Origin of the sequence: Plantactinospora sp. WMMB782 (assembly GCF_049179135.1) — a bacterium.
Taxonomy (GTDB): Bacteria; Actinomycetota; Actinomycetes; order Mycobacteriales; family Micromonosporaceae; genus Plantactinospora.
In genome coordinates this window covers 5,962,797-5,988,070 of record NZ_JBMHMC010000007.1, presented here as the reverse complement: position 1 = coordinate 5,988,070, position 25,274 = coordinate 5,962,797, and the positions used below count along the sequence as shown (strand labels likewise).

The window sequence follows — 25,274 nt, the reverse complement described above, 5'->3', positions numbered from 1 at the left end:
AACTGATAGCGGCCAGTTCTTGTCCTGAATTTCGGGCAGACTCGTCGGCATGGCGAACACCAGCTCCCGAACCCTCCGCCTGCTCTCCCTGTTGCAGACCCACCGCTACTGGCCCGGCGGGGAACTCGCCGACCGGCTCGGTGTCTCGGTCCGCACCCTCCGCCGGGACGTCGACCGGCTGCGGGAACTCGGCTATCCGGTCGACGCGCACCGGGGCGTGGACGGCGGCTACCAGCTCGCCCCGGGCGCCGCCCTGCCACCGCTCGTCGTCGACGACGAGGAGGCGGTGGCACTCGCCGTCGGCCTACAGGCCGCCGCGCACGGAGCGGTCGCCGGCATCCAGGAGTCGTCGATCCGCGCCTTCACCAAGGTCGTCCAGGTGATGCCGGCCCGGCTGCGGCGCCGGGTGGACGCGCTGCGTGCGATGACCGTACCGGCGCTCTGGGGTGGCGGCGGCCCGACCGTCGAGGCGGCGGTCCTCACCACCGTCGCCCAGTCCTGCCGGGACACCGAGCGGGTTCGGTTCGACTACACCGCCCGGGACGGGCAGCGGACCGAACGGCACGTCGAGCCGTACCGGCTGGTCTCGCTCGGCCGGCGGTGGTATCTGGTCGGCTACGACCTGACCCGGCACGACTGGCGCAGTTTCCGGCTCGACCGGCTGAGCGAGCCGCGCGGCACCGGAGCCCGGTTCAATCCCCGGCAACTGCCCGCCGAGGACGCCGCCGCCTTCGTCCGGGCCGGGATCGAGAACCTGCCGGCGCCGTACCGGGTGGAGGTGCTGGTGCAGGCGCCGCCGGCCGCGGTCGAGGAGCGGCTGTCCCGCTGGGCCAGCGTCGAGTACGTCGACGAGCGGCGCTGCCGGATGGTGATGACCACCGACACGCTGGACTGGCCGGTCATGGCGCTCGGCACGCTCGGCGCGGAGTTCGAGGTGCTCTCCCCGCCCGAGCTGCTCGAACAGCTCCGCGAGTGGAGCGACCGGTTCCGCCGGGCCACCGGCGGCTGAGCCGCCTCGCCCAGCCGCGTCGGTGTGGTCGACGGGAGGCCGAGGGCAACCCCCTTCCCCGACGACGCCCCTTCGCACCTCGTGTGCGACGGTCGTGAAGGCTGATCGATAACCTTCGGTGATGCGAGGTTCGCGGGATGACGACGGTTCGGCCGACCTCGACGACATCGAGCGGCGGCTGAGGGCGATCCGGGACGATCCGGAGAAGTCGACGACGCTCCGGGAGCTGGCGCAGTACCAGCTCGAACGGATCGCCGCGCTCCGGGCGGCCCGGGACGGCAGCCGCACCGGCACCCCGGCCGTGACGGTGGACCGGCTCGGCCCGTTCCGGTTCTCGGCCCTCCCCGCGACCGGCATCGTCGGCATCGAGATCGAACGCGGTGACAGCCTCGCCCCCTTGGTGGCCGTCGTCTCCGGCACCGAGATCCGCCGGCTGACACCCCTGTTCAGGCACATCCGGGAACATGCGGCACGCGGCGAGCCGATCCAGATCGACGTCCGGGCGGCGTTCATCGACCTGCTCGGCCACGACCCCTTCGACGACCAGCTCGGCGCCGACTGACGGTCGGTGCGGCACCCGGCTCAGACCCGGACGGGCGCTTCCGGCCCGACGGTCGCGGCGGTCTCCTCCGCCGGTGCCGCCGATCCCGTCGCTTCCACCGGTCCCGCCGGTTCGGCTGCTCTCGCCGGATCCACCGGTCCCCCCGGTTCGGCTGGGTCCGCCGGGCCGGCGGTCTCCGGTGGTACGTCGAGTGGGTGCGCCAACTCGTCCTGCGGCATCCGGGCCAGCACGATCGCCAGTACGGCGAACGCGGCGGGCAGCAGGCCGGCGATCGCGAACGTGGTGCCGAGCCCGATGCCGGCGCTGACCGGACCGGCTATCGCCATCGACAGCGGCATGAAGACCAGCGAGACGAAGAAGTCGAGACTGGAGACCCGACCGAGCATGTGCGGCGGCACCCGGCGTTGCAACAGGGTGCCCCAGATGACCATCGGTGCGGAGAAGCAGACCCCGACGACGAAGACCGCCACCGCGATCGGCCAGACCTGGCCGGCGACGCCGACCACGGCCAGCGGCAGGCAGCCCAGCCCCCAGAAGAGGTTCATGATGGTCAGGTATCGCCGGGGCATCCGGAAGGCGGCCATCCCCAGCGAGCCGACCGCACCGCCGATGCCGAACGCCGCCATCACCAGCGCGTGGTCGCCGGGGCCACCGCCGGCCTGATCTTTGATCACGAAGGGCACGAGCACCTCGATCGGCCCCATGATCAGCAGAATCAGGACCGAGGCGTAGAGGAGCGTGGCGAGCAGCCAGGGCGTACGTCCCATGTAGACGAAACCGTCGCGCAGGTCGATGAGCGTCGACCGGATCGGATGTGCCCCCGGTGCCGCCTGCCCGTGCCGCAGCGGCACCGGGCGCAGCGCCAGCAGGAACAGCAGACCGGCCAACTCCAGCACGGTCACCGCCAGCAACGCGGCGCCCGGCGACCAGGCGGCGATCAGGAGGCTGGCCAGCGCCGGACCGGCAGCCTGCATGATCGTCGGCCGGAGCATCCCCTCGACACCGTTGGCCGGCATCAGATCGTCGGGCGGCAGGATCGACGGCAGCAGTGCCGAGTACGCCGGATAGTGGAAGCCGTTGCCGACGCCGATCAGCAGCGCCACCGCCGCGAGCTGCCACAGTCGCAGTTGGTCGGCCAGCGCCAGCACCGCGACCAGGCCGACGGCGACCGTCCGGGCTCCCGCCACCGCCAGCAGGATGCGGCGCTGCGGGATCCGGTCCGCCAGCACCCCGCCGAGAAGTGTGGTGGCCAGCATGCCGGCCGCCATGGCGGCGGAGACGAAGGAGAGCTGGCCGGGCCCGCCGCCGAGCGCGATCACCTGCCAGACCACGGCGATCAGCCACACCCCGGCCGCGAACAGCGACATCGTCAGGGCACCGGCGAGGAGTTGGTACTGCCGGTGGCGGAGCGGGCGCAGTGGCCCGCGCAGCCAGCCCGACCGGCTCTCCCCCGTGACGCCGTCCATCGCCCTCTCCCCCTCGTCCACGTCCGCTCGATGATGTCGGTCGGCCCGCAACCCGGCGGGCCTGTCGACGGCCGGCCCGGCAGCCGCGGCACAGCACCGTGATCGGCGTCCGGGTGATTCTCGTCGGCGCCTGTGACATTCTGGCTTCACCCGTCACCCGTCACCCGTCACCCGTCGTCCGCTCGCACACCACCGTCGACGGCCGGAGGCCCGGTGGTAGGCGGCCGGGGCGACGACGGCCGGTCAGCGCACGGAGGCGCGCTGGTACGCGACCCGGGCCCAGAGGTAGCCGACCGCGGCGATGCCGACGCACCAGAGCACGGCGACGGGTCCGCTGTCGCCGACCTGGGTGCCGGTGAGCAGGCCACGCAGCGTCTCGATGATCGGCGTGAACGGCTGGTGTTCGGCGAACCAGCGCAGGCCACCCGGCAGCGACTCGGTCGGCACGAACCCGCTGCCGAAGAAGGGCAGCAGCATCAGCGGCATCGGCAGGTTACTGGCGTTCTCGACGCTTCCGGCCGCCATGCCCAGCGCGACGCAGAGCCAGGTGAGCGCGACGCCGACCAGCGCGACCATGCCGACCGCGCCGAGCCACCCGAGCGGGCTGGCCGTCGGCCGGAACCCGACCAGCACCGCGACGCCGAGCACGATCCCGACCGCGACGAGGGTCTGCGCGACGGTGCCGACCACGTGCCCGGTCAGCACCGCGGCGCGGGAGATCGCCATCGTCCGGAAGCGGGCCACGATCCCCTCGGTCATGTCCATCGCGACCGAGAGCGCCGCGGCCTGGGCGGCGGTGGCCACCGCCATCAGGACGATGCCGGGGGTGACGTACTCGACGTACTCGGCCCGGCCGCCGGCACTTCCGCCGAGACCGGCGCCGAGGGTGCCGCCGAACACGTAGACGAAGAGCAGCAGGAAGATCACCGGCATCCCGGCGAGGATCACGGTCACCGACGGATAGCGGAGCATGTGCAGCAGATTGCGCCGCAACATGGTCCACGAGTCGCTGGCGGCGTAGGAGAGGGTGTTCATCGGGAGGTCTCCTGCTTCTGCCTGGCCTGGCCGGTGAGTGCCAGGAAGACGTCGTCGAGATCGGGGGTGTGCACGGAGAGGGTGTCCACCTCGATCGACTGGCCGTCGAGCCGGTCGAGCAAGGCGCGCAGGTCGCGCACGCTGCCGTCGGTCGGCACCTGGAGGACGAGCGCGTCGTCGTCCCGGACGGAGTCGTCGAGCCGGCGGGCCGCCGCGTCGAGCGCGAAGGCGTCGGCGAAGCGCAGCCGGACGTGTCCGCCGGGGACCATCCGCTTGAGCTGGTCCGGGGTGCCCTGCGCGACGAGCCTTCCGGAGTCGAGCACCGCGATCCGCCCGGCGAGCTGGTCCGCCTCCTCGAGGTACTGCGTGGTGAGGAAGATGCTGACCCCGTCGGCCACCAGGTCGCGGACGATCCGCCACATGGTGCGCCGGCTGCGCGGGTCCAGCCCGGTCGTCGGCTCGTCGAGGAAGATGATCCGGGGCTGTCCGACCAGGGTCATCGCCAGGTCGAGCCGGCGCCGCATCCCGCCGGAGTACGTCGAGGCGAGCTTGCCGGCGGCGTCGACCAGGTCGAACCGGTCGAGCAGTTCGGTGATCCGCTGACGGCCCTCGCGGCGGCCGAGGTGCCGCAGGTCCGCCATCAGCCGCAGGTTCTCCTCCCCGGTGAGCAGGTTGTCCACCGCCGAGAACTGGCCGGTCACCCCGATCGCCGCGCGTACCCGGTCCGGGTGCCGGGCCGGGTCGTGCCCGGCGACGCGCAGCTTCCCGGCGTCGGCGGCGAGCAGGGTGGAGAGGATCTGCACCGTGGTGGTCTTGCCGGCGCCGTTCGGGCCGAGCAGGGCGAAGATGCTGCCCTCCGCGACGTCGAGGTCGACGCCGTCCAGTACGACGTGCGCGCCGAACGACCTGCGCAGTCCGCTGACCGCGATCGCCGATGTTGCCGTACTCATCTCCGGTCGTCTCCTCTGCGGGCTGGGGTGGAGGTTCACTGCTGCGGGGCGGGCACGGCGCGCCGGACCACGATGTCGCCGGTGACCGTGCGGGCGCGTACCCGGACCGTCTCGTCGGACTCGGCGGGTCCCTCGGCGGCGTCCAGCGCGTTGTGCACCCGGCCGGCGGTGGAGCTCAGATCCAGCCAGGCGGCGGTGCCGGTCCGGATGCCGAGTTCCAGTTCGCCGGCGACCGCGTCCAGGACGACGGAACCGCGTACCACCTCGTGGATCCGGATGTTGCCGTTGGCGGTCTTGGCGGTGACGTCGGCGAGGGCCCGTCGCAGCTCGATGTCGCCGTTGGCCACGTGCAGCCGCAGGTCGCCGGTGACCTCGCCGAGGACCGAGTCGCCGTTGGAGTTCTTGATCACGGCCGGACCGTCGATCCCGCCGATCCGGACGGCGCCGGAGTGGGTGGTGACCTCGGCCCGGCCGGTGATCGCGCCGACGGTCACCTTGCCGCTGCTGGTGTGCAGCTGCGCCGGTCCGGTCCGGTCGAGCTGGATGTGGCCCAGGGCCGTCTTGAGTCGGGTCTCGCCCAGCCGCCCCTCGACGGCGAACTCGGCCGATGCCGCGTCCCCGTGCAGCTGGGAGCCGCTGGGCAGTGTGACGGCCACGTCGATCGAGCCGACCTTGCTGCTGAACATCGGCCGCAGTTTCGGCGTCCGGATCAGGAGTTTGCCGTCGGCGTAGCTGACCCGGGTCTGCTCGGCGGCCCGGACGTCGAGTTCCTTGGTCGGGTCGCTCGGACGAACCTCGACGGTGGTCTCGGTGCGGTCGTCGGCGTCGATCCGGACGTGACCGACGGTCAGGTCGACGGTGACGGAGATCGGTGCCGGGGTGTCGAAGGTTGGCATGGGATGGCCCTTCTGGGACTGGCCGGAGACCGGCTTCTGGGACTGGCCGGAGACCGGCAGCGGGATGTCGGGGCGGCGGCCGAAAACGGCCTGGTCGGGGTGGCGGCCGGGACCGGCCTGGTCTGGGTGGCGGCCGGAGCCGACCCGGTCGGGGCGCGGGGTGGCGGGCGGGCGCACGGTCAGCGGGCCCATCCGGTGTAGGACTGCCCGAGTACGCCGCCGCGCCGGCCGGGTCGGCGGGCCGGGTCCTCCTGTTCGAGGGCGGCGGCGGCGACCCGGACAAGCCAGGCGTTGACCGAGAGCCGCTCGCGGCCGGCGGCCTCCTCGATCCTGGCCTTGAGCTGCTCGGGCAGCCGGAAGTTGATCCGGGCCACGGCGCCCTCGTCGACCTCCGGCGCGCCCGGCCGGCCGGGCGCGCCGCCCGGCTCCGGTGCCCGGAGGTCCGCCGCCTGCCCGGGCTCGCCGGAAGGCTGGTCGACCGGCGGCGGCGTCACCACGAAATTCGGCTCGCCGCCGCGCAGTCGCAGGTCGACCGAGCCGGGCGCGAGGTCCCGGGTGATCTCGTCCGCCGCCGCCGACAGCGCGTCCAGCAGGGTGAGCCGGACGGCCGACTCGAGTGGCGCCGTGAGTCGGTCGGCCAGGACCCGAGCCTCCTCCCCACCCGCCTCGGCGGCGACGGCGAGCTGCCGGCGCAGGTTCTCGACGTACTGCGTGATGTCCATGGCACCATCATGACGCCATTTTGGCGCCACTGCAAGTCCGGATGTCGCCACTTCGACGTCGAGGCGGCGCACGAGGGTCGCCACAGCAGCGCCATGGGTCGAACGGTGTACCGGCGAATCGTCGCCAGGGCTGACGAGATGTATGGACCGGACCGGCACGCTGACTCCATGCGGAGACGGATCTTCACCGCCCTCGGCCTGGCCCTGCTGATCAGCGCGGCGGCGGCACTGGCTCTGTTCGACGGGCCCGACGTGCGCACCTCGGCCGATCCGGAGGCCCCGACCAAACCGCTGGCCGGAATCGTCGCCGCCACCCTGGTCGGGTTGCTGCTGGTCCGGCTCGTCCCGCTCCGGCTACCGGCGATGCCGCCTGCCGAGGCGGCACACCGACCCGTACTCCGCCGGCAGGTCGTCGGGCTCGTCGCCGTCGCGCTGCTGCTGCCCGCGTTGGTGCTCGCCGTCGACCCCGGCATCTGGTACGCGCCGATCAAGCTCGTACTCTTCCTCGGCGGTGCCGCACTGCTGCTCCGGCTGTACCGGACCGACTGGCGGGGCGGCCGTGCACACCGGCGCGACCTGCCGACCCGGTGGTACTGGCTCGGCCCGCTGCCGGCCGTGCTCGGCTGGGCGTACCTGCTCTACTACAGCCCGCTCGCCGGCAGCGACGACGTGTCCGGCTACCGCCGGTACGACCGGCTCTACCTGCTCGCCGCCATGCTGCTTACCTTCGTCACCGCCAGCCTCGCCGAGGAGATCTTCTACCGGGCGGTGTTGCAGACCCGGCTGGAGGCGCTCTACGGGCGCTGGCCGGCCGTCGTCGCCACCTCGCTGCTCTTCGCGGCCATGCACACGCACCGGATCGGCGATGGTCCACTGTGGGAGGTCGTCGCCGTGATGCTCGCCTGGAACGGCGGATTCGGCCTGCTCGCCGGCTACCTCTGGGCCCGCTACCGCAACCTCTGGGCCGTCGTCGCCCTGCACACCGCGGTCAACTCGCTCAGCCTGCTGCCACTGCTGGTCGACTGAAGACGGCCCGGTCAGGCCGGGCAGCGGCTGGACCCGGACCGGGCCACGGCCAAGGGGTGTGTCAGCGGGCGGGTCGGGTCGTGACCGGGGCGAACCGGGCGACGTAGCGGCGCTGCCACGGCGTCTCGACCGCGCCCCGGGCATAGTGCTCGCGGACGAAGGCGACCGCCTGCCCGGCCGGTACGCCGTCGAGGATCGCGAGGCAGGCCAGCGCGGTACCGGTCCGTCCCTTGCCGCCCCCGCAGGCGATCTCCACCCGCTCGTCGGCGGCCCGTTCCCAGGCCCGCAGCAGGACGGTCCGGAGATCCGCGCTGTCGCGGGGCAGCCAGAAGTCGGGCCAGCGCACCCAGTGGCTCTGCCACGGCAGTTCCGCCGGAGCGTGACCGAGCAGGTAGACCCCGAACGTCGGCTCCGGTCCCGGCGGCAGCGGGTGCCGCAGGCCCCGGCCCCGCACCAGTCGCCCGGACGGCAGGCGCAGCACACCGGGGCCCGACGGCTCCCAAGCTTCGATCATCCCGGCAGTCTAGGCCGGGTCGGTCAGGCCGGTGTGCCCCGGACACTCAGGCCGCGGAGCCGGCCGATGTTGTCGAACGAGCCGAAGCCGACCCGGCCCGACCCGAACGTGGTGTCGGCGGCGGTCATCAGCGGATCACGGGAACCGTCGAGGTAGACCGCGATCTCACCGGTCGCAGGCCGGTGCACCAGGCGGACCCGGTGCCAGCGCTCGTCGGTGACCGCCGGGGCCGCTCCCTCGGACCGCCCGTTCCACTGGTGGTCCAGCCGCTCCCGGTCGGCGTTGTCGACCTTGAAGATGCCGTTGTGCGGATAGATCGTGTTGTCGGTCGACAGGTGCGCGTAGTAGAACTCGGTGTCCGAGCGCCAGCCGAAGACGATGATCACGTCCCGGTTGGTCTCCGCGACCGGCGTGTCGAGGCGTACCTCCGCGTCGACCTGGACGGCGCCGAACTCCGGCCCGGCGGTCAGCACCGCGTACTCGAACGGGCGGCGCGGGCCGGGGCGCGCGACACCGGGCTCGGCCAGGATCACCTGCTCGCCGGTGAACCGCCACAGCTGCGGGGTCACCGGTTGCCAGTTGGTCGGGCGCATGGTGTCCCGCACCCGGGTGCCGCCGACCGGTCCGGCGGCGTACTCCCGGGTGCCGGTGACCTTCCAGATCTTCCCGTTCGCCTTGGCCAGCAGGTACAGCTCGCCCCGGGCGTCGGTGCCGAACCGCAGGTCCACCCGCTCCGGGTCGCCGGGCGCGCCGGGGCCGGAGAGGTCCTGCATCCGCACCGGAGTGCCGGCCGCGTCGAAGAGGGCCAGCCGGTGGATCGGCGCCGGGTCGGCACCCCGGCGCATCTGGTCCGCCTCGGTGTAGAGCACCCGGCCGTCGACCAGGTCGCCGAAGACGTACCTGCCACGCAGCGCCGGCACGTCCCGACCCCGGTAGACGAAGCCGCCGGCCACCGCGACGCCGACGTCGGAGGTGCAGTTCCAGTCCGGGGCGGGCTCGTGGTCGTACGCGGCGACCGGGTACGTGTAGCCGTGGTCGGCGTCGTCCGGCGGCAGCGGCAGGATCCGGTCGCACGGGTTCGTCGCCGCCCTGTCGAAGACGAAGGCGCCCTCCCGCTCGCTCCAGCCGAGGTTGTCACCGGCCCGCACCTCGTAGATCGCCTCGATGGCGTGCTCGCCGATGTGCCCGAGGTACATCCGGCCGGTGGCCCGGTCCCAGCTGAACCGGTGCGGGTCCCGCATCCCGACCGCGTAGATCTCGCCGAGCGCGCCGGGGCGGCCGACGAACGGGTTCGACGGCGGGATGCCGTACCGCCCGTTCGGGGCGTTGCTGCCGGCCGGGTCGATCCGGAGCAGCTTGCCGTGCGGCATCGCGAGGTTCTGCGGGTCGGTGTTGCGCACACCCACCCCGCCGTCACCGACCGCGATGTAGAGCAGGCCGTGGTCGGCGTCGCCCCGGCGGGCGGTCGGGTTGAAGTTGATCTCCTGGATGCCGTGCACCCGGCCGCCGAACCCGATCCGCAGCACCTCGCGGCGACTGCCGGCGAAGGTGTCGGCGGCCGGGTCGCTGGCGGTCCACTCGGTGACGATGCCGTGGAAGGCGGTGTTCGGTTGGCTGTGGTCCGGGACCGTCGGGTTGGACGGCGCCGACTCGGTGTGCACGGTGTAGAACCGGCCGTTGCGACCGAAGTCAGGGTGGAAGGCGACGTATCCGAAGCCCTGGCCGAGCCCCTGGCCGGAGAAGAAGCGCGGCGCGAAGGTGCCGGCAACGTCCAGGTAGACCTGCGGCACCCCGTCGCGCAGCAGATAGAGGCTGCCGTTCAGGTCGGGCACCGCCCGCCGGCCCGAGCCGTCCGGCAGCTCCGTGACGGTGTTGATCCGGGCCTGCCGCATCAGCCTCGGGTCGGTCGGTGCCGGCGTCGGCTCCGACTTCGGAAACGTCGCGTACTCGCTCAGCACCAGCCCGAGCCGCGACTGGATCTGCTGCTCCGGCACGGGGTCGTGGACCGCCTCGGCGGCTCTGGCCGGGCCCGCGGTGACCAGGGTGGAGAGGACGAGTGCGGCGGTGCCGAGCAGTGCGGCGCCGACGGGTCTGCGCAGGCGACGGGTGGAGGTACGCACGCGGGTCACTCCGTTCTCTGGACGGGACTGGGGAGGGTGGACGGAGGTTCGGCCTGAGGTCACGTGCCGGTACCGGCGCTCGACCTGCCGGTGCCCTCGGTGTGCGTGGGCCGGCCGCCGAGGTAGAGGTCGGCGAGCTGCGGGTCGGCGAGCAGCTCGGCCGCCGGCCCGGAGACGTGCACCCGGCCGAGGTCGAGTACGCAGCCGAGGTCGGCGGTCTCCAGCGCGCGCCGGGCGTTCTGCTCGACCAGCAGCACCGCCGTGCCGGCGTCGCGCATCCGGACCACCTGCTCGAAGACCGTGCTCGTCGCCTTCGGGTCCAGCCCCATCGACGGCTCGTCGAGGAGCACCACCCGGGGTTCGACCATCAGCGACCGGGCGAACTCGACCTGCTTCTGCTGCCCGCCGGAGAGCAGCCCGGCGAGGGTGCCCCAGCGCTGCCCGACCACCGGGAAGAGGTCCCGGACGAAGTCGGCGCGCCGGGCCAGCAGCGCCCTGTCCCGCAGCGTGTAGCCGCCGAGCAGCACGTTCTCGGCCACCGTCATCTCCCGGAAGACGCTGTGCCCCTGGAGCACGTGCGCCACCCCGGAGGCGAGCATCCGCTGCGGTCCCTGGCCGGTGACGTCGACGCCGCCGACGAGGATCCGGCCGGACCGGGGCTTCAGCAGCCCGCTGGCCACCCTGAGCACCGTGGACTTGCCGGCGCCGTTCGGCCCGACCAGGCAGACGATCGAGCCGGCCTCGACCGAGACGGAGAGCCCGCGCAGCACCGGGGCCGCCCGGCCGTAGCCGGCCCGCACATCGACGAGTTCGATCTCAGACGCCAAGGTACGCCCCCAGCACCCGCTCGTCGGAGCGGATCACCGACGGTGGTCCCTCGGCTATCGGCCGTCCCCGGTCGAACACCACGACGTGGTCGCTGATGCTCATCACCAGATCCATGTTGTGCTCGACGATCACGAAGGTCCTCCCCTCGGCGTTGAGCTCGCGCACCAGCGCAGCGATCCGGTCCAGCAGGGCCGGGTTGACCCCGCCGGCCGGCTCGTCCAGCAGCACCGTCTCCGGGCCGCCCATCAGCACCCCGGCGAGCTCCAGCAGCTTCTGCTGCCCCCAGGACATGTTCCGGGCCTCGACGTCGGCAAGGTGCTCGATGCCGAGCCGGGTCAGCCAGCCCCGGGCCCGGTCCAGTTCGGCCCGGCGCCGGGCACCCCGCAGCTGGCTCCAGAACCCGGCCGGCCGGGCGGCGACGAGGACGTTGTCCAGCGCCGACATCCGGGGGAAGACCCGGCACAGCTGGAAGGTGCGGCCGATCCCGGCCCGCGCGATCGCGTGCGGGCTCCGCCGGGTGATCTCCGCCCCCCGGTACGTCGTCCGGCCGCCGTCCGGCCGGATCATCCCGGTGACGCAGTTGAAGAAGGTCGTCTTGCCGGAGCCGTTCGGCCCGATCAGCGCGTTCACCTGTCCGGGCCGGAACGTCACGGTGGCCGCGTCCAGCGCGGTCACCCCACCGAACGCCTTGGTCAGCCCGGTCGTGGCCAGGCTGCCCGCCCGCGGGCCGGGCGTCCTCGTCTCCCGGTCGGTCGGCGCTCCGGTCATGGCCGCTCCTCCGCCGAGGGCCCGTCCGGGGCACCGACAGGAATCCCGGCCGTCGGCCCGGCCGGCCGGTCACCGCCGGGCGGCCCGGCCGGCCGGTCGCCGTCCGAGGGCTCGGCCGGCCGGTCGCCGTCGGGTGGGCCGTCCTGGCTCTCGCGTAGCTCGGCCGCGCTCACCTCGCGGATGGAACTGCCTGCCGGCCGCAGGAACCGGTCGGCCAGTGCGCCCAGCGCCGGCAGCACCCCGTCCGGCATGAACATCACCACCAGGGCCAGCAGCAGTCCGGTGGCGACCAGGTGCAGCGGGGTGTTGCCGAACTCCACCTTGAAGTACTCCAGGCCGATGCCGACGACTCCGGCGCCGACCAGTGGGCCGAAGAGCTGGCGCACCCCGCCGAGCAGCGCCATCAGCACCAGGTAGGAGCCGGTCAGGATGGAGAACTGGAAGACCGGGTCGAGGTCGCCGAACCAGAGCGCGTAGAGGCCGCCGGCCAGCCCGGTGAAGCCGGCCGAGACCACGAAGACCACCAGCTTGTACCCGAAGGTCGGGGTGCCGAGCGACTCCGCCTTGTCCTCGTCCTCCCGGATCGCCTTCAGGCCGAGCCCGAAGCGGGACCTGTCGACAAGCCACCAGACCAGCAGCGCGACCCCGAGCAGGGCGGCGAAGAGATAGAAGAAGACCCGGTGGTGCTCGGGCCGGAGCAGTCCGGGGAACGGGCGCGGCACGACCAGCCCGCGCGACCCGCCGGTGAGGGACGCCCAGCTCTGGAAGACCAGCAGCAGGATCAGCACCAGCGCGATCGACACGATCACGAACGAGGCGCCGCGCACCCGCAGGGCCGCGTACCCGACCGGGACGGCGAAGGTCGCCACCAGCAGGGTCGCCGCGGCCAGTGCGACGAAGCTCGGCAACCCGGCCCGGACCACCAGCAGGCCGGTGGCGTAGCCGCCGAGCCCGGCCAGCGCACCGTGCCCGAGCGAGATGTACCCGGTGAACCCGCCGACGAAGTTCCACGACGTGGAGAGCACCGCGTAGTTCAGCACCACCACGCCGGCCGAGAGGACGTACGGGTTCGGCGCCCAGGACGGGAAGGAGAGTACGGCGACGGCCAGGGCCAGGATCGCGACCGTCCGGACCGTCCCGCCGAGCCGGCGCCGCGCGGTGGCCGGGAGTGCACCGGAGGCGCGTGCGGTCGCCGGGAGTGACCCGGAGGCGCGTGTGGTGGCCGGGGTTTCAGAAGCGCTGGGCAAGGCGGCCTCCGAAGAATCCCTGCGGGCGGAACGCCAGCGTCGCGAAGAGGGCGAGATAGAAGACCGTCTGCGCCCAGGTGGTGCCGAGCGGGATCTGCAAAAGGCTCTGCACCAGCCCGAGCAGCATCGCGGCGATGGCCGCCCCCGGCACGCTGCCCAGCCCGCCGACCACGATGATCGCCATCAGCGGGCCGATCCAGTGCCAGTGCAGCGACGGGTAGATGGTGGTGTCCAGGGCCAGCGCCGTGCCGCCGACGGCGGCGGTGGCCAGCCCGAGGCCGAAACCGAAGCCGGCCACCCGGTCGGTGTCGATCCCGACCAGCCGGGCGGCGTCGCCGTGCTGGATCGTCGCCCGCAGCGCCCAGCCGAACCGGGTCCGCTTGAGCAGCAGGTGGAGGGCGAGCAGCGCGACCGCGGCGAGCCCGAACGCGATCAGCTTGACCACCGCGATCCGGGCGCCGAACAGGCCGATGCTGGCCGAGCCGTAGCCGAGCTGGATCCGCCGCTGGGTGCCGGTGAAGGCGTACCCGAGCAGCCCCTCGATCAGCACCGCGATGGCGAAGGTGAGCAGCACCGACATCATGGTCAGGGTCACCGGACGCAGCCGGGCCAGCAGCAGCCGCTGGAGCAGCACGCCGAGGCCGAAGAAGAGCGGGACGGTGACCACCATCGACAGCAGCGGGTCCACCCCCAGCCGGGCGTGTGACCACCAGGCGAGGTAGGCGGCGAGGATGAGGAACGCCGAGTGGGCGATCATCACCACCCGCATGATGCCGAAGTAGAGCGTCAGGCCGGCGGCCAGCAGGGCGTAAAGCCCGCCCAGCAGCAGGCCCAGGAGGACGCTCTGGAACAGCAGGGCGCCGGACGGCATCCGTCACCTCACCAGGCCGGCTTCGGGTAGACGATGTCGACTTCCTTCGCCTCGGCCGGCAGGACGATCTGGATCTGCCCGCCGACCCACTGCTGGATCATGTGCGCGCCCTGCGGCTTGCCGGTGGCGTCCCAGGTCAACGGCCCGACGACGGTCTCCACGCTGTTGCCGCGGATCCACTCCACCAGCTTCTGCTGGCACTCGCCCTGCTCGGCGCAGCCGACCGCGCCGACGGCTGCGGCCACCACCTGACCCGTGGTGTACGCGTTCGCCTCGTCCTCCTCCGGCGGCGAGCCGAACTGCTCGGTGTACTTCCGCACGAACTCGACGTTGCTCGGGTAGGGCGCCTGCTGCGTGTAGCCGGTCGGCGCCAGGATGCCCTCGGTCCTGTTGCCGATCGCGGCGGCGAACTCGGGGCTGGTCGGCGCGGTCGAGAAGGCGGCCAGCTTCGGCTGGTAACGCAGCTGTTGCAGGGCGACGATCAGGTTGACCCCGTCCTGGTACTGCGAACCGCCGACCACCATGTCCGCCTTCGACGCCGCGATCTTGGCGGCGATGGTGCCGAAGTCGGTGGTGTTCGGCGGGTACACCTCGTCGACGACGGTACGCACCCCGGCCGCCTCCAGCTTCGCCTTCAGCCCGTACGCGGTGCCCTGGGCGAACGGGTCGTCCATGGCGGCGTACGCCACGGTGGTCGGTCGCTGGCCGGGCGGCAGTCCGAGCAGGTATTCGGCGAGGTGGTTGTAGTGGTCGTCGGCGACCGCGGGTGCCGCGTAGAAGAGGTTCTCGAAACCCTGCTCGAAGACCTCCTTGGCGGCGCCGGCCGGCTCGACGAAGAGCATGCCGTACTCCTCGGCCACCCGGGCGGCCGGGACGACGAGGCGGGTCGAGAAGGGACCCACCACGATGTCCACGTTGTCCTTGCCGATCAGCTGCTCGTAGTCGGCGACCACCCGGTCGGCGTTGGACTGGTCGTCCAGGATCTTCAGCTCGACCTGCCGGCCGAGCAGGCCGCCCCGGTCGTTGGTGATCTTCGCCCAGGCCTCGTAGCCGCGCTGCACGCCCTTGCCGGGCTCGGCGAAGTCGCCGGTCAACGGAAGTGAGATCCCGACGACGATCGGGCCGTCGGAGGAGCCCGATCTGCCGCCGCCGTCACCGCAGCCGGCCAGCAGGAGTGTCACCGCCGCACCGACGGCTGTGGCCCGTCGTCCGCGTGTCGCTCGGGATGCCATTCCGGACGCTCCCTTCGCAGAGGTAACGAAAGCGCTTACGGAAGCGCTTTCGTACCATAGGCTGTGGCCTGCGTCACTCGCAATAGTTACCGCCTGCCGTCGTCGATGTTTCCCGGGAGTTGCCGATGCCGAAGCCTGGCGGGGGGCGGCTGCGCCTCGTCGACGTCGCCGAACGGGCCGGCGTGTCGCTGGCGACCGCGTCCCGGGCGCTCGCCGGGCGGGACGGCGTCAGCCCGGCCGTCGCCGACCGGGTCCGCCAGGTCTCCCGGGAACTCGGGTACGTCGCCAACCCGTACGCCCGCACCCTGGCCGGTGGGGTCAGCTCGACCGTCGGGCTGGTGGTGCACCAGGTGGACGACCCGTACTTCTCGGAGATCGCCGGCGGGGTCATCCAGGTCGCCGACGAGCAGGGCCTGCTGGTGCAGATCTGCCACTCCGGCCGCGACCCCGAACACGAGTTGCGGCAGTTGCGGCACCTGATCGCCCAGCGGGTCGGGATCATCCTGATCGCCGGCTCCGGCTACGACGACCCGCAGGTGCAGGCCGAGGCGCGCCGCGAACTGGCGACCTACCAGGACCTGGGCGGTCGGGTCGCGGTGATCGGCCGGCATCCGCTGGGGGTGGACGCGGTACTGCCGGACAACGAGGCCGGCGGGCGGGCCCTCGGCGAGCACCTGCTGGCCCTCGGGCACCGGCGCATCGCCGTCGCCGCCGCGACAGGTGGACTCACCACGGTCATCGACCGGCTCGCCGGGGTGGCGGCGGCGCTGCGCCGGCACGGGCTGCTCCTCGACGACCTGCCGGTCGTGCACACCGACTTCACCCGGAACGGTGGCCGGGCCGCCGCCGAGCGGATCCTGCGGGACCATCCCGGGACGACCGCGATCGTGGCCCTCAACGACTCGATGGCGATCGGCGTGCTCGCCACGCTGCGCGCGCACCGGGTCGGCGTACCGGAGCGGATCTCGGTGGTCGGGTTCAACGACGTCTCGGTCGCCGCGGACCTCGCGCCCGGGCTCACCACGGTCCGGCTGCCGATGACCGACATGGGCCGGATGGCCCTGGACCTGGCCCTTCGGCCACGATCCAGGCGGCCACGGCGCCGGCCCACCGGGCACGCGCTGGTGATCCGCGACTCGACCGGCCCGGTACCCGGCTGACGCCGCCACCGTCGCGCACCCGGACCGCCACCCCGGCTGCCGGAGTACCCGCCGAGCCGCCTGCCGGAGCACGCGCCGCCCCCGTCGTCGCGGCGCGCGCACCCGGCAGGCGGGGCCGGACCCGTCACCCGTCACCCGGCAGCCGGACCGACCGGCCCGGCCGGCGGGCTACTCGGTACGCAGCGCGGTGGCGGTACGGGTACCCGCCGCCCAGCCGGCCGGCAGCAGCGAGCCGAGTACGGCGAGAAGGATTCCGCCGAGACCGAAGAGCAGCAGCTGGCCGGGCCGGTAGATGTCGAGCACCGAGTCCGGCAGGTACAGCCCCACGGCACCGCCCATCTCGGTGACGGTCAGCCGTTGCAGCAGAACGCCGACGGGCACCCCGACCGCACCACCGACCAGCCCGGTGACCACCACCGAGGCGACGACCATCCCGACCGTCTGCCGTGGGGTCATGCCCAGCGCCTTGTGCACCCCGAGATCGTGTACCCGCTCCCGGGTCTCCAGCACGACCATGTTGAGTACGCCGAGCGCGGCCACGGTGGCCAGCATCAGGGTGAGCAGGCCGGTCAACGTGTTGACCACCAGGATGATCTCGTCCGCCTCCTGCTCGTCGACCGTCGCGTGGGCGTCCACCGTGGCCAGTGCCGCGTTCAGTCCCTCGACGTAGTCGACCGGGTCGGTGCCGGGGTCGAGCGTGACGAAGTACTCCATGGGCCGCAGGTCCGGTTGGGAGGCCGCGAGCGTCGCGACGCTGGTGAGGATCTGCATCCCCCGGGACTCGATGTTGAAGACCTCGCCGACGATCCGGGCGTCGATCCGGGTGCCGTGGTCGAACAGCACGACGGCGTCGCCGACCCGGGTGCCGGTGGCGGTCAGGAACGGTCGGGCGACAACGATCTCGCCGGGCCCGCCGAACCAGCTACCGGAGATCATCTCGTAGCCGTACCCGGAGTCGTTCCCGGTGAACGCGAGGGTGTCCAGCGAACTGGTGAGCCCGCTGGTGGTCACCGCCGTGTGCGCGACGCCGCTGTACCCGCGGGTTCCGGCCTGCGCGGTGATCGCGCCGACCACCGCCACCGGGTCCGGCGGCACGGGGCCGCCCCTCGGCGGGGCGGGCGGGGCCGCCGGGCCACCCACCGGCGGCGGACCGGAGATCGGCCGACCCGGGTGGACGACCACGTCGCCATGGCTCTCCGTGGCCTGGACCGCGTTCAGCGAGGCGCCCAGCCCGACGGCGAAGGTCGCGGCGGCGGCGCCGAACGCGATCGCCGCGACGATGGTGGTCGACCGGAGCACCCGGGCGAACGGCTGGGCCAGCCCGAGGGTCACCGGCCGGGGCAGCGGCAGCCGCGCCGCCAGCCGGGCCGCCCACCTCCCCCGACCCCGTCCCGGGGTACGCCCGACGGCGAGCACGTCGACGGCGCGCAGCCGCCCGGCCCGGAAGGCCGCCAGCCAGGCGGTCACGCTGACCACGACCAGCGCCCCGGCAAGTACCAGCAGGTTCACCCAGCCGCTGACGCCGGTGTCCGTCGTGCCGTAGACCTCGTTGGTCTGCGCCTGGATCGGCACGACCAGGAGGTTGCCGGCCAGCACCCCGAGCAGGGCGCCGACCACCGCCGGGACCAGCGCCTGCGCCGTGTACGCCCGGACCACCTGCCCCGGGGTGCAGCCGAGAGCCTTCAGCACGCCGATCCGGTGCGTGCCGGTACTGACCGCCCCGGCGACGACGTTGCCGATGATCAGCACCGCCATGAGTACGCCCAGCACGCCGAACGCGGTGAGGAACGGCACGAACAGCAGGGTGTTGCCGGCGCTGTTGGTCCTGGTGGTGAGCCAGGAGCGGGCGCCGGCCAGCGCACCCGGCGGCACGCTCGCCTCGATCGCGGCACGGGCCGAGTCGACCTGCGCGGCGGTGTCGCTCGCGGCGAGCCGGTAGAGCATCTGGTAGCCGGCGGTGGCACCCGGTGCGGTGAGCGCCGCGACCTGTTCCGGCATCACCCAGCCGCCGGCGGTCTCGCTGACCGACCGGGCCACCCCGACCACCCGCAGGCTCGGGCTGCCGGCCGGCGCGTCCAGTGCGAGCGAGTCACCGACCTTCGGCTGGAAACTGCGCGGCAGCCGCAGGTCGGCGGGGAGGACGATCTCGCCGGGGCCGGTGACCCACCGTCCGTCGGTCACCGTGACGGCGTCGACGGGTCCACCGGCTTCGGCCCGCCCGACCACGGTCAGCGGCCGTACCGGCCCGCCACGACCGGCGGCCGGCGTGATCGTCGCGGTCGGGAACGGGCCGGCGGCCGCGGTCACCCCGACGGCCCGCGCCGACGCCGACACCTCCGCCGCCGTGGCCTTGGCCCCGTCGAACCGCACGGCCAGGTGCGCACCGTCCTGCTGGGCGAAGGCCCGGTCGAAGGGGGCCGTGGAGGCCACCATCAGCGAGCCGCCGAGTACGGCGGCGGTGACCGCGATCATCACCACCAGCCCGACCACCACCGTCTGCACCCGGCGCCGCCCCACACCGGACCGGACCACCCCGCCCAGCGCACTCATCGGACCGGCTCCATCGCGCTGTCGGCGGCGACCCGGCCGTCGACCAGCCGGACGGTGCGGGACGCGCACGACCGGGCCAGGGTCAGGTCGTGGGTGACAAGCACGATCGTCTGCCCCTCGGTGTGCAGTTCGGTCAGCAGGTTCCGGACCTCCTCGCCGGCGGCGGTGTCCAGCGCGCCGGTCGGTTCGTCGGCGAGCAGCAGCGCCGGCCGGTTGACCAGGGCCCGGGCCACCGCGACCCGCTGCCGTTCGCCGCCGGAGAGCCGGCCCGGATAGGCGTCCGCGTGCCGGTCGACGCCGAGCGTGCCGAGCAGCTCCATCGCCCGCCGTCGGGCGGCGCCCCGGGCCATACCCGACAACTGGGCCGGCAGCATGACGTTGTCGGCGACGGTCAGGTCGTCGAGGAGGTTGAAGAACTGGAACACCATGCCGATCCTCGCCCGCCGGTAGCGGGCGGAAGCGGCCTCACCCAACTGGTCGACCCGGACGCCGCCCACGGTCACCGTGCCGGCGCTCGGCCGGTCCAGCCCGGCGACCAGGTTCAGCAGCGTGGACTTGCCGCTGCCGGACGGCCCCAGGATCGCGACCGCCTCCCCCGCCGCGATCCGCAGCGACACGGCGTCGAGTGCCGGCGGCCCCTCGTCGTACCTGCGGCTCACGTCGGCCAACTCGATCAACGGAACGCTCATCCTGGATCTCCCCCATCTCGGGCACCTCTGGCCGCTCGAAGCTAGATCCGCCGGGCGGCAGCCGGCGTCGGCCGCCGGAGCCAGATCCGGTACCGCCCGGGGATGAACCGCCGCCGGGTCATCCCTGCGGCGTAGTCGACGGAGGTAACCGGGTGGTCAGACCGGCGGATGTCCGCGGCCGGTGGCGGTGGGCGAGAATGGCCCGGTGATGCAGGGGGCGACGGCCGGCCGGCTGTGGGCGCGGCTCAGGCTGCTGCTGCGGCCGTCCGGTTCGCTGCCACCGCTGTCCTGGCGCGGCCAGGTGTTCGACGTGCTGGTCGCGCTGGGCCTGCTGCTCGCCGCCGTCGTGGAGGGCAACGACCAGGACCGGGAACAGCGGGCCTCGGCCGAGTACGGCCACCGGGACCCGCTCGAGTACCAGGACCCGCCCGGGTACCCGGACCCGCCCGCGCCACCGGCCCCGGTCGCGCCCGACCTGCCCGCGCGCCGGCCGGGGCCCGAACCGTTCCTGCCGATCGAGGACTACGAGATCGGCTCGACCGTCGTCATGCTCCTCGTGGTGGTACTGCCGCTGGTGTTCCGCCGCCGCTGCCCGCTCGCCGTGCTCTGGCTGGTCCTGCTCACGGCCCCGCTGGCCAGCGACTACAACGCCGCGCTGCGGGTCTCCTTCTACGCCTGCGTCATCGCGGCGTACACCGCCGCCGTGTACAGCCCCTACCGGGTACCGGCGCTGGCGAGCCTGCCCGCGGCGGCGTTCATCTACACCCAGATCCAGGAACCGGCGGTGCCCACCGTCCCGCAGAACGCCGTACCCTTCCTGATCCTGATCCCGATCGTCCTCGCCGCCAACGGGCTGCGCCGGTGGCGACGGCGGGCCGACGAGGACCGGGCCCGGCTGTCCAGACTGGAGCACGAGCAGGCCGAGGCGCTGCGCCGGGCCGCCGAGCACGAGCGGGCCCGGATCGCCCGCGAGCTGCACGACGTGGTGACGCACAACGTCAGCGTGATGGTCATCCAGGCCGGTGCCGCCCGCAAGGTCATGCGGACCAGCCCGGAGCAGGCCCGGGAGGCACTGCTCTCGGTCGAGGCGGGCGGCCGGGCCGCGATGGCCGAACTCCGGCACGTCATGGGACTGCTCACAATGGACGACGACGAAACGGCGGGCGGTGCCGGCGCTCCGGCCGGCAGCGGTCCGGTCGGCGACGCCGGTGGCGGCGGCCTGGCGCCGCAGCCGGGTCTCGACCGGCTGGAGGCGCTGGTCCAGCGGGTACGCGACACCGGGATGCCCGTGCGGCTGACCGTCACCGGGCAGCCCCGCCCACTGCCGCCGGGGATCGAACTGACCGCCTACCGGGTGGTCCAGGAGGCGCTGACAAACACCGTCAAACACGCCACCGGGGCGAGCGCCACGGTCCTGGTGGAGTACGGCGCCGACCAGCTCCGGGTCGAGGCCACCGACACCGGCGGCACACCCGGTGTCTCCGCCGCCGCCGGCAACGGGCGCGGCCTGATCGGGCTGCGCGAACGACTCGCCGTCTACGGCGGGACGCTGCGCGCCGGGCACCGGCTCAGCGGGGGCTACCAGGTCGCCGCGCGGATCCCACTGGAGGCGCCGTGAACCCGCCGCTGCGCGTCGTCGTCGCCGACGACCAGGCGCTGGTCCGTACCGGATTCCGGATGATCCTCACCGCGGACGACATCGACGTGGTCGCCGAGGCGACGAACGGTGCCGAGGCGGTCGACGCGGTCCGGCGCACCCTGCCGGACGTCGTCCTGATGGACGTCCGGATGCCGGAGATGGACGGCCTGGAGGCGACCCGGCGCATCCTGACCGGTGCCGCCGCCGACCCGCGCGTGATCATCCTGACCACGTTCGACCTCGACCACTACGTCTACGCCGCGCTCTCCGCCGGAGCCAGCGGTTTCCTGCTCAAGGACGTCACCCCCGAGCACCTGGTCGCCGCGGTCCGGATGGTCCGGTCCGGCGACGCGCTGCTGGCCCCGGCCATCACCCGGCGGCTCGTCGAGCGGTTCGCCGACCGCGGCGCCGACCCGGCCGCACCGCACCGCGACCTCTCCACGCTCACCCCGCGGGAACTCGAGGTACTGCGGTTGCTGGCCCAGGGCCTGAGCAACGCCGAACTCGCCGCCCGACTCCACCTGTCCGAGGCGACCGTCAAGACGCACGTCGCCCGCATCCTCGGCAAACTCGGGCTCCGCGACCGCGTCCAGGCGGTGGTGGTCGCCTACGAGACCGGCCTGGTGAGCCCCGGCCAGGGACGGTCCGGGTAGCCCGCCGCCGGGACGGTCCCGGTCGACGGCCGGGTGCCGTCAGGCTGACGGCCGGGTGCCGTCAGCCGGTCGCGATGTCGGATGGCCGCCTCCCGGTATCGAGCCCCTTGCCTCGGTTTCGCCCGCGCGCCACCCTGTTAGGCATGTGGCGGGCGACATGGTGGTAGCTCGCGAGAGCGGGTACGGCGTCAGCGTTTTCGGGGACCCGGGTGACGGGGGCCTCGACACGGTACGGCTGGAGATCCTCGGCCCGGTACGGGCCTGGCGCGGCGGGCACGAGATCGCCTTCTCCGCACCCGGTCAACGGGCCGTGCTCGGCCTGCTCGCCCTGGCCGCCGGCCGGCCGATGCCGCGGGCCGAGATCGTCGACGCGCTCTGGGAGGGCGGCGAGCCGCCACCGAGTGCCACAAACGTGATCCAGACACACGTCAAGAACCTCCGGCGGCTGCTCGAACCCGACCGTCGCACGCACACCGCCAGCGCCGTACTCCCCCGGGTCGGCGACGGGTACGCGGTCGGCGTACCGGCCCGCAACCTCGACCTCTGCGTGTTCCGGGAACTCGCCGGTGCGGCGGCCGAGGCGCACCGCCGGGACGACCTGCCCGGCTCGGTCCGGCTCTGGCAGCGGGCCCTCGCACTGTGGCGGGCCGCGCCGCTCGTCGACGTACCCTCGCTGGCCGGACATCCGAAGGTCGTCGCACTCGCCGAGGAACGCCGGTCGGCGGTGGGCCGGTACGGCGAGGTCATGATCGCACTCGGGCGGGCCGCCGACGTACTGCCGGCGCTGGAGGAGGTGGCGGCGGGCAGCCCGCTGGACGAGACCGCCAAGGCCCTGCTGATCCGGGCCTACCACGCGCTCGGCCGGCGGGACCGGGCCGTCGCGGTCTACCGCGCCGTCCGGTCGCGACTCGTCGAGGAGTTGGGCGTCGAACCGGGTCCCGAACTCGCCGACGCCTACCGGGCCGCGCTGCGGGCCGCCGAACCCGCCGGACCGCCACCGGTGCCGCCGGCCGCCACCCGGGCCGGGCCGGACGACCCGCCGCCGGTCCCGGCGCAACTTCCCGCCGACGTACCCGGCTTCAGCGGCCGCGCGGCCGAACAGTCCAGGTTGGACGACCTGCTCGCCGGGCCCCGCCGACGTCGGGCGGGGGTTCCGGTCGTCGTGCTCGCCGGGACCGCCGGAGTCGGCAAGACCGCCCTCGCGCTGCGCTGGGGACACCACGCCCGGCAGCACTTCCCGGACGGGCAGCTCTACGTCAACCTGCGTGGCTACGACGTAGACCGGCCGATGCCGCCGCAGGAGGCGCTGGCCGGCTTCCTCCGGGCGCTCGGCGTGCCCGGCACCGAGGTGCCGTTCGAACTCGACGAGTGCGCGGCCCGGTACCGCAGCGAACTCGACGGCCGGCGGATGCTTATCGTGCTGGACAACGCGGCCTCGGTGGAGCAGGCCCGGCCGCTGCTGCCGGGCAGCGCCTCCTGCGCCGCGCTGATCACCAGCCGGGACACCCTGGCCGGGCTGGTCGCCCGGGACGGCGCCGAGCGGATCGAGCTGGGTCTGCTGTCCAGCGCCGACTCGGTGGAACTGCTCTGGCACACCCTCGGCGACCGGGTCGCCCGGGAACCGACCGCCGCCGCCGCGCTCGCCGAACGCTGCGCCCACCTGCCGCTGGCACTGCGCGTCGCCGCCGAACTCGTGCTCACCCGGCCGACCGCGCCGCTGTCGGTACTCGTCGCCGAACTGGCCGACCAGCAACACCGGCTCCGGCTGCTCGACGCGGGCGGCGACCCGCGCACCGGGGTGCGGGCCGTGCTCTCCTGGTCCTACCAGCAACTGCCGGCCGGCGCCGCCCGCGCCTTCCGGATGCTGGGCCCGCACCCCGGGCCGGACGTCGACAGGTACGCCGCGGCGGCGCTCTTCGACACCGAGCCGGAGCCGGCCCGGCACCTGCTCGACACGCTCGCCCGGGCGAACCTCGTGCAGCCCGCCGGCAACCACCGGTACACCTTCCATGACCTGCTCCGGGCGTACGCGACCGAACGCTGCGCGGCCGACGAGCCCGCCTCGACGGTCGACGCCGCGCTGGACCGCCTCTTCGACTACGAGCTGGCCGCCGTCACCGCCGCGATCGACACGCTCTACCCGGCGGAACGGCACCGCCGGGCGCCCGTCGACAGGTCACCGGTGACGCCACCGCCGATGCCGGACCCGCAGGCGGCCCGGGGATGGCTGGACGCCGAACGGGCGGCCCTGGTCGCCACGGCCGTCCGGGCCGCCGAACGCGGGCGGTCCACCCACGCGGTACGGCTGACCCTGACCCTGCTGCGTTACCTGGAGAGCGGTGGATACTTCGCCGAGGCCGAACGGATGCACACGCACGCCCTGGCCGCTGCCCGGCAGGCCGGCGACCGGGTCACCGAGGCACACCTGCTGACCGGGCTCGCCGTGATGTACGCCCAGCAGGGCCGCTACACCCCGTCGACCGCCCGGCTTCGCGAGGCGGTGACGCTCGCCCGGGAGAACGGCGACAGTGCCGCCGAGGCGCGGGCGCTGGGCAACCTCGGTTACGTCCAGCAGCGGCAGGGCCGGTACGACGAGGCCGCCGAGGCCCTGCGCTCCGCCCTGCTGCTCTGCCGGCGGGTCGGTGACCCGGCCGGCGAGACGCGGGCCGGCGGCAACCTCGGGCACGTACTGCTACGGCAGGGCAACTACCGTGAGGCGGGGGTGTACCTGCGTACCTCGATCGTGCTCTGCCGGCGGATCGCCGACGCGACCGGGGAGGCTTACGCGCTGACCAGCGTCGGGGAGCTGCACCTGCGGGGCGGGCGGCTGCTCACCGCCGCCGGCCGGCACCGGCGGGCGCTGGCACTGTTCGAGGCCGTCGGCGACCCGGCCGGCAAGGCGCTGGCGCTGGACGGCCTCGGCCGGGTACGCCTGCGGCAGGGCGAGCACGAGACCGCGCTGGACCTGGTGGAGCAGGCACTCACCCTGCTGCGCCGGGTCGGTGAACGGGCCGGCGAGGCCTCCGCCACCAACAGTCTCGGCGAGATCCTGCACCTGATGGGTCGACTCGGTCCGGCCCGGACGCAGCACAGCACCGCGCTCAGCCTGGCCACCGAGATCGGCGACAGCCACGAGCAGGCTCGGGCGCACGCCGGGCTGGCTCGGGCGTACCTGACGGGGGGTGACCGCGGGCGTGCCGAGACACACCGGAGTTCCGCCAGCGCCCTCTACCGGATGCTCGGGGTGCCCGAGGCGACCGGCTCCGGGGACGAGTTGGCCCACCTCGAGAAGCGTCCCGACCCCGCCGCCGCCCACCAGCCGTCCTGACCCCGGCGC

At 73.5% G+C, this 25,274-nt stretch carries 22 protein-coding genes; 8 read left to right on the top strand and 14 right to left on the bottom strand.

Translation table 11 applies throughout. The features are described 5' to 3' along the window. The first annotated feature begins 49 nt into the window (after positions 1-49). A complete protein-coding gene (locus ACN28A_RS28740) occupies positions 50-1,009 on the top strand; it encodes a helix-turn-helix transcriptional regulator (protein WP_421400279.1) in 960 nt (319 codons plus the stop codon). 121 nt (positions 1,010-1,130) lie between these two features. Beyond that, positions 1,131-1,571 carry a hypothetical protein gene (locus ACN28A_RS28735; protein WP_421400276.1) on the top strand — a complete coding sequence of 147 codons (441 nt, stop codon included), beginning with the start codon at positions 1,131-1,133 and terminating at the stop codon, positions 1,569-1,571. A gap of 20 nt (positions 1,572-1,591) precedes the next feature. Here ACN28A_RS28735 and ACN28A_RS28730 read toward each other — a convergent pair whose 3' ends face one another. The 4 genes from ACN28A_RS28730 to ACN28A_RS28715 all read right to left on the bottom strand — a co-directional run bounded on the left by ACN28A_RS28730 (position 1,592) and on the right by ACN28A_RS28715 (position 5,918). After that, positions 1,592-3,037 (bottom strand): MFS transporter, encoded by a 1,446-nt coding sequence (locus tag ACN28A_RS28730; protein WP_421400274.1) that lies wholly within the window; start codon positions 3,035-3,037, stop codon positions 1,592-1,594. Between the two features lie 243 nt (positions 3,038-3,280). Beyond that, positions 3,281-4,072 carry an ABC transporter permease gene (locus ACN28A_RS28725; protein ID WP_421400272.1) on the bottom strand — a complete coding sequence of 264 codons (792 nt, stop codon included), beginning with the start codon at positions 4,070-4,072 and terminating at the stop codon, positions 3,281-3,283. Continuing rightward, positions 4,069-5,022 (bottom strand): ATP-binding cassette domain-containing protein, encoded by a 954-nt coding sequence (locus ACN28A_RS28720; protein ID WP_421400269.1) that lies wholly within the window; start codon positions 5,020-5,022, stop codon positions 4,069-4,071. The genes ACN28A_RS28725 and ACN28A_RS28720 overlap by 4 nt, the downstream gene beginning before the upstream one ends. Before the next feature lie 35 nt (positions 5,023-5,057). Next, the gene (locus tag ACN28A_RS28715; protein ID WP_421400267.1) at positions 5,058-5,918 is read right to left on the bottom strand and encodes a DUF4097 family beta strand repeat-containing protein; all 861 of its coding nucleotides are present in this window, start codon (positions 5,916-5,918) and stop codon (positions 5,058-5,060) included. 3 nt (positions 5,919-5,921) lie between these two features. Between ACN28A_RS28715 and ACN28A_RS28710 the strand changes: the two genes are divergently transcribed. Next, a complete protein-coding gene (locus ACN28A_RS28710) occupies positions 5,922-6,119 on the top strand; it encodes a hypothetical protein (protein WP_421400265.1) in 198 nt (65 codons plus the stop codon). Here the strand turns inward: ACN28A_RS28710 and ACN28A_RS28705 are convergent. Continuing rightward, on the bottom strand, positions 6,098-6,640 hold the full coding sequence (locus tag ACN28A_RS28705; protein WP_421400262.1) for a hypothetical protein: 543 nt from the start codon (positions 6,638-6,640) through the stop codon (positions 6,098-6,100). The two genes, ACN28A_RS28710 and ACN28A_RS28705, sit on opposite strands and share 22 nt — an antisense overlap. Before the next feature lie 168 nt (positions 6,641-6,808). Here ACN28A_RS28705 and ACN28A_RS28700 point away from each other — a divergent pair, with 168 nt between their 5' ends. Continuing rightward, entirely contained in the window at positions 6,809-7,666 is an 858-nt protein-coding gene (locus ACN28A_RS28700) for a CPBP family intramembrane glutamic endopeptidase (protein WP_421400259.1), read from the top strand. A 61-nt stretch (positions 7,667-7,727) separates the two neighbouring features. On the opposite strand, the gene ACN28A_RS28695 is transcribed toward ACN28A_RS28700, so the two are convergent. Genes ACN28A_RS28695 through ACN28A_RS28665 form a run of 7 tightly spaced genes read right to left on the bottom strand, consistent with a single transcriptional unit; the run spans position 7,728 to position 15,195 of the window. Next, a complete protein-coding gene (locus tag ACN28A_RS28695; RefSeq protein ID WP_421400257.1) occupies positions 7,728-8,180 on the bottom strand; it encodes a protein-tyrosine phosphatase family protein in 453 nt (150 codons plus the stop codon). A gap of 23 nt (positions 8,181-8,203) precedes the next feature. Next, the gene (locus ACN28A_RS28690) at positions 8,204-10,300 is read right to left on the bottom strand and encodes a PQQ-dependent sugar dehydrogenase (protein ID WP_421400254.1); all 2,097 of its coding nucleotides are present in this window, start codon (positions 10,298-10,300) and stop codon (positions 8,204-8,206) included. 59 nt (positions 10,301-10,359) lie between these two features. Further along, positions 10,360-11,127 carry an ABC transporter ATP-binding protein gene (locus ACN28A_RS28685; RefSeq protein WP_421400251.1) on the bottom strand — a complete coding sequence of 256 codons (768 nt, stop codon included), beginning with the start codon at positions 11,125-11,127 and terminating at the stop codon, positions 10,360-10,362. Beyond that, a complete protein-coding gene (locus ACN28A_RS28680; RefSeq protein ID WP_421400249.1) occupies positions 11,117-11,896 on the bottom strand; it encodes an ABC transporter ATP-binding protein in 780 nt (259 codons plus the stop codon). The genes ACN28A_RS28685 and ACN28A_RS28680 overlap by 11 nt, the downstream gene beginning before the upstream one ends. Further along, a complete protein-coding gene (locus tag ACN28A_RS28675; RefSeq protein WP_421400247.1) occupies positions 11,893-13,143 on the bottom strand; it encodes a branched-chain amino acid ABC transporter permease in 1,251 nt (416 codons plus the stop codon). The genes ACN28A_RS28680 and ACN28A_RS28675 overlap by 4 nt, the downstream gene beginning before the upstream one ends. Next, entirely contained in the window at positions 13,127-14,014 is an 888-nt protein-coding gene (locus ACN28A_RS28670) for a branched-chain amino acid ABC transporter permease (protein ID WP_421400245.1), read from the bottom strand. Before ACN28A_RS28670 ends, ACN28A_RS28675 begins: the two co-directional genes overlap by 17 nt. 8 nt (positions 14,015-14,022) lie before the next feature. After that, positions 14,023-15,195 carry an amino acid ABC transporter substrate-binding protein gene (locus ACN28A_RS28665; protein ID WP_421400242.1) on the bottom strand — a complete coding sequence of 391 codons (1,173 nt, stop codon included), beginning with the start codon at positions 15,193-15,195 and terminating at the stop codon, positions 14,023-14,025. Positions 15,196-15,371: 176 nt separating this feature from the next. Here ACN28A_RS28665 and ACN28A_RS28660 point away from each other — a divergent pair, with 176 nt between their 5' ends. Beyond that, on the top strand, positions 15,372-16,406 hold the full coding sequence (locus tag ACN28A_RS28660) for a LacI family DNA-binding transcriptional regulator (protein ID WP_421400239.1): 1,035 nt from the start codon (positions 15,372-15,374) through the stop codon (positions 16,404-16,406). Between the two features lie 168 nt (positions 16,407-16,574). On the opposite strand, the gene ACN28A_RS28655 is transcribed toward ACN28A_RS28660, so the two are convergent. Both ACN28A_RS28655 and ACN28A_RS28650 read right to left on the bottom strand, forming a co-directional pair. Next, positions 16,575-18,956 (bottom strand): FtsX-like permease family protein, encoded by a 2,382-nt coding sequence (locus tag ACN28A_RS28655; protein ID WP_421400236.1) that lies wholly within the window; start codon positions 18,954-18,956, stop codon positions 16,575-16,577. Further along, positions 18,953-19,645, bottom strand: a complete 693-nt coding sequence (locus ACN28A_RS28650; protein WP_421400234.1) for an ABC transporter ATP-binding protein — start codon at positions 19,643-19,645, stop codon at positions 18,953-18,955. The genes ACN28A_RS28655 and ACN28A_RS28650 overlap by 4 nt, the downstream gene beginning before the upstream one ends. A 208-nt stretch (positions 19,646-19,853) precedes the next feature. Between ACN28A_RS28650 and ACN28A_RS28645 the strand changes: the two genes are divergently transcribed. From ACN28A_RS28645 to ACN28A_RS28635, 3 genes are all read left to right on the top strand, one after another. Next, the gene (locus ACN28A_RS28645) at positions 19,854-21,263 is read left to right on the top strand and encodes a sensor histidine kinase (protein WP_421404692.1); all 1,410 of its coding nucleotides are present in this window, start codon (positions 19,854-19,856) and stop codon (positions 21,261-21,263) included. Continuing rightward, positions 21,260-21,937, top strand: coding sequence for a response regulator (locus ACN28A_RS28640; protein WP_421400232.1), 678 nt, complete (start codon positions 21,260-21,262; stop codon positions 21,935-21,937). The genes ACN28A_RS28645 and ACN28A_RS28640 overlap by 4 nt, the downstream gene beginning before the upstream one ends. A 157-nt stretch (positions 21,938-22,094) precedes the next feature. Then, positions 22,095-25,265, top strand: coding sequence for an AfsR/SARP family transcriptional regulator (locus tag ACN28A_RS28635; RefSeq protein WP_421400229.1), 3,171 nt, complete (start codon positions 22,095-22,097; stop codon positions 25,263-25,265). The last annotated feature ends 9 nt before the right edge of the window (positions 25,266-25,274 follow it).

Excerpts from the sequence above, each read along its gene's own strand:
- ACN28A_RS28740 (WP_421400279.1), top strand. The coding sequence starts at position 50 with ATGGCGAACACCAGCTCCCGAACCCTCCGCCTGCTCTCCCTGTTGCAG.
- ACN28A_RS28735 (WP_421400276.1), top strand. The coding sequence starts at position 1,131 with ATGCGAGGTTCGCGGGATGACGACGGTTCGGCCGACCTCGACGACATC.
- ACN28A_RS28730 (WP_421400274.1), bottom strand. The coding sequence starts at position 3,037 with ATGGACGGCGTCACGGGGGAGAGCCGGTCGGGCTGGCTGCGCGGGCCA.
- ACN28A_RS28725 (WP_421400272.1), bottom strand. The coding sequence starts at position 4,072 with ATGAACACCCTCTCCTACGCCGCCAGCGACTCGTGGACCATGTTGCGG.
- ACN28A_RS28720 (WP_421400269.1), bottom strand. The coding sequence starts at position 5,022 with ATGAGTACGGCAACATCGGCGATCGCGGTCAGCGGACTGCGCAGGTCG.
- ACN28A_RS28715 (WP_421400267.1), bottom strand. The coding sequence starts at position 5,918 with ATGCCAACCTTCGACACCCCGGCACCGATCTCCGTCACCGTCGACCTG.
- ACN28A_RS28710 (WP_421400265.1), top strand. The coding sequence starts at position 5,922 with ATGGCCCTTCTGGGACTGGCCGGAGACCGGCTTCTGGGACTGGCCGGA.
- ACN28A_RS28705 (WP_421400262.1), bottom strand. The coding sequence starts at position 6,640 with ATGGACATCACGCAGTACGTCGAGAACCTGCGCCGGCAGCTCGCCGTC.
- ACN28A_RS28700 (WP_421400259.1), top strand. The coding sequence starts at position 6,809 with ATGCGGAGACGGATCTTCACCGCCCTCGGCCTGGCCCTGCTGATCAGC.
- ACN28A_RS28695 (WP_421400257.1), bottom strand. The coding sequence starts at position 8,180 with ATGATCGAAGCTTGGGAGCCGTCGGGCCCCGGTGTGCTGCGCCTGCCG.
- ACN28A_RS28680 (WP_421400249.1), bottom strand. The coding sequence starts at position 11,896 with ATGACCGGAGCGCCGACCGACCGGGAGACGAGGACGCCCGGCCCGCGG.
- ACN28A_RS28670 (WP_421400245.1), bottom strand. The coding sequence starts at position 14,014 with ATGCCGTCCGGCGCCCTGCTGTTCCAGAGCGTCCTCCTGGGCCTGCTG.
- ACN28A_RS28660 (WP_421400239.1), top strand. The coding sequence starts at position 15,372 with ATGCCGAAGCCTGGCGGGGGGCGGCTGCGCCTCGTCGACGTCGCCGAA.
- ACN28A_RS28655 (WP_421400236.1), bottom strand. The coding sequence starts at position 18,956 with ATGAGTGCGCTGGGCGGGGTGGTCCGGTCCGGTGTGGGGCGGCGCCGG.
- ACN28A_RS28650 (WP_421400234.1), bottom strand. The coding sequence starts at position 19,645 with ATGAGCGTTCCGTTGATCGAGTTGGCCGACGTGAGCCGCAGGTACGAC.
- ACN28A_RS28645 (WP_421404692.1), top strand. The coding sequence starts at position 19,854 with ATGCAGGGGGCGACGGCCGGCCGGCTGTGGGCGCGGCTCAGGCTGCTG.
- ACN28A_RS28635 (WP_421400229.1), top strand. The coding sequence starts at position 22,095 with ATGGTGGTAGCTCGCGAGAGCGGGTACGGCGTCAGCGTTTTCGGGGAC.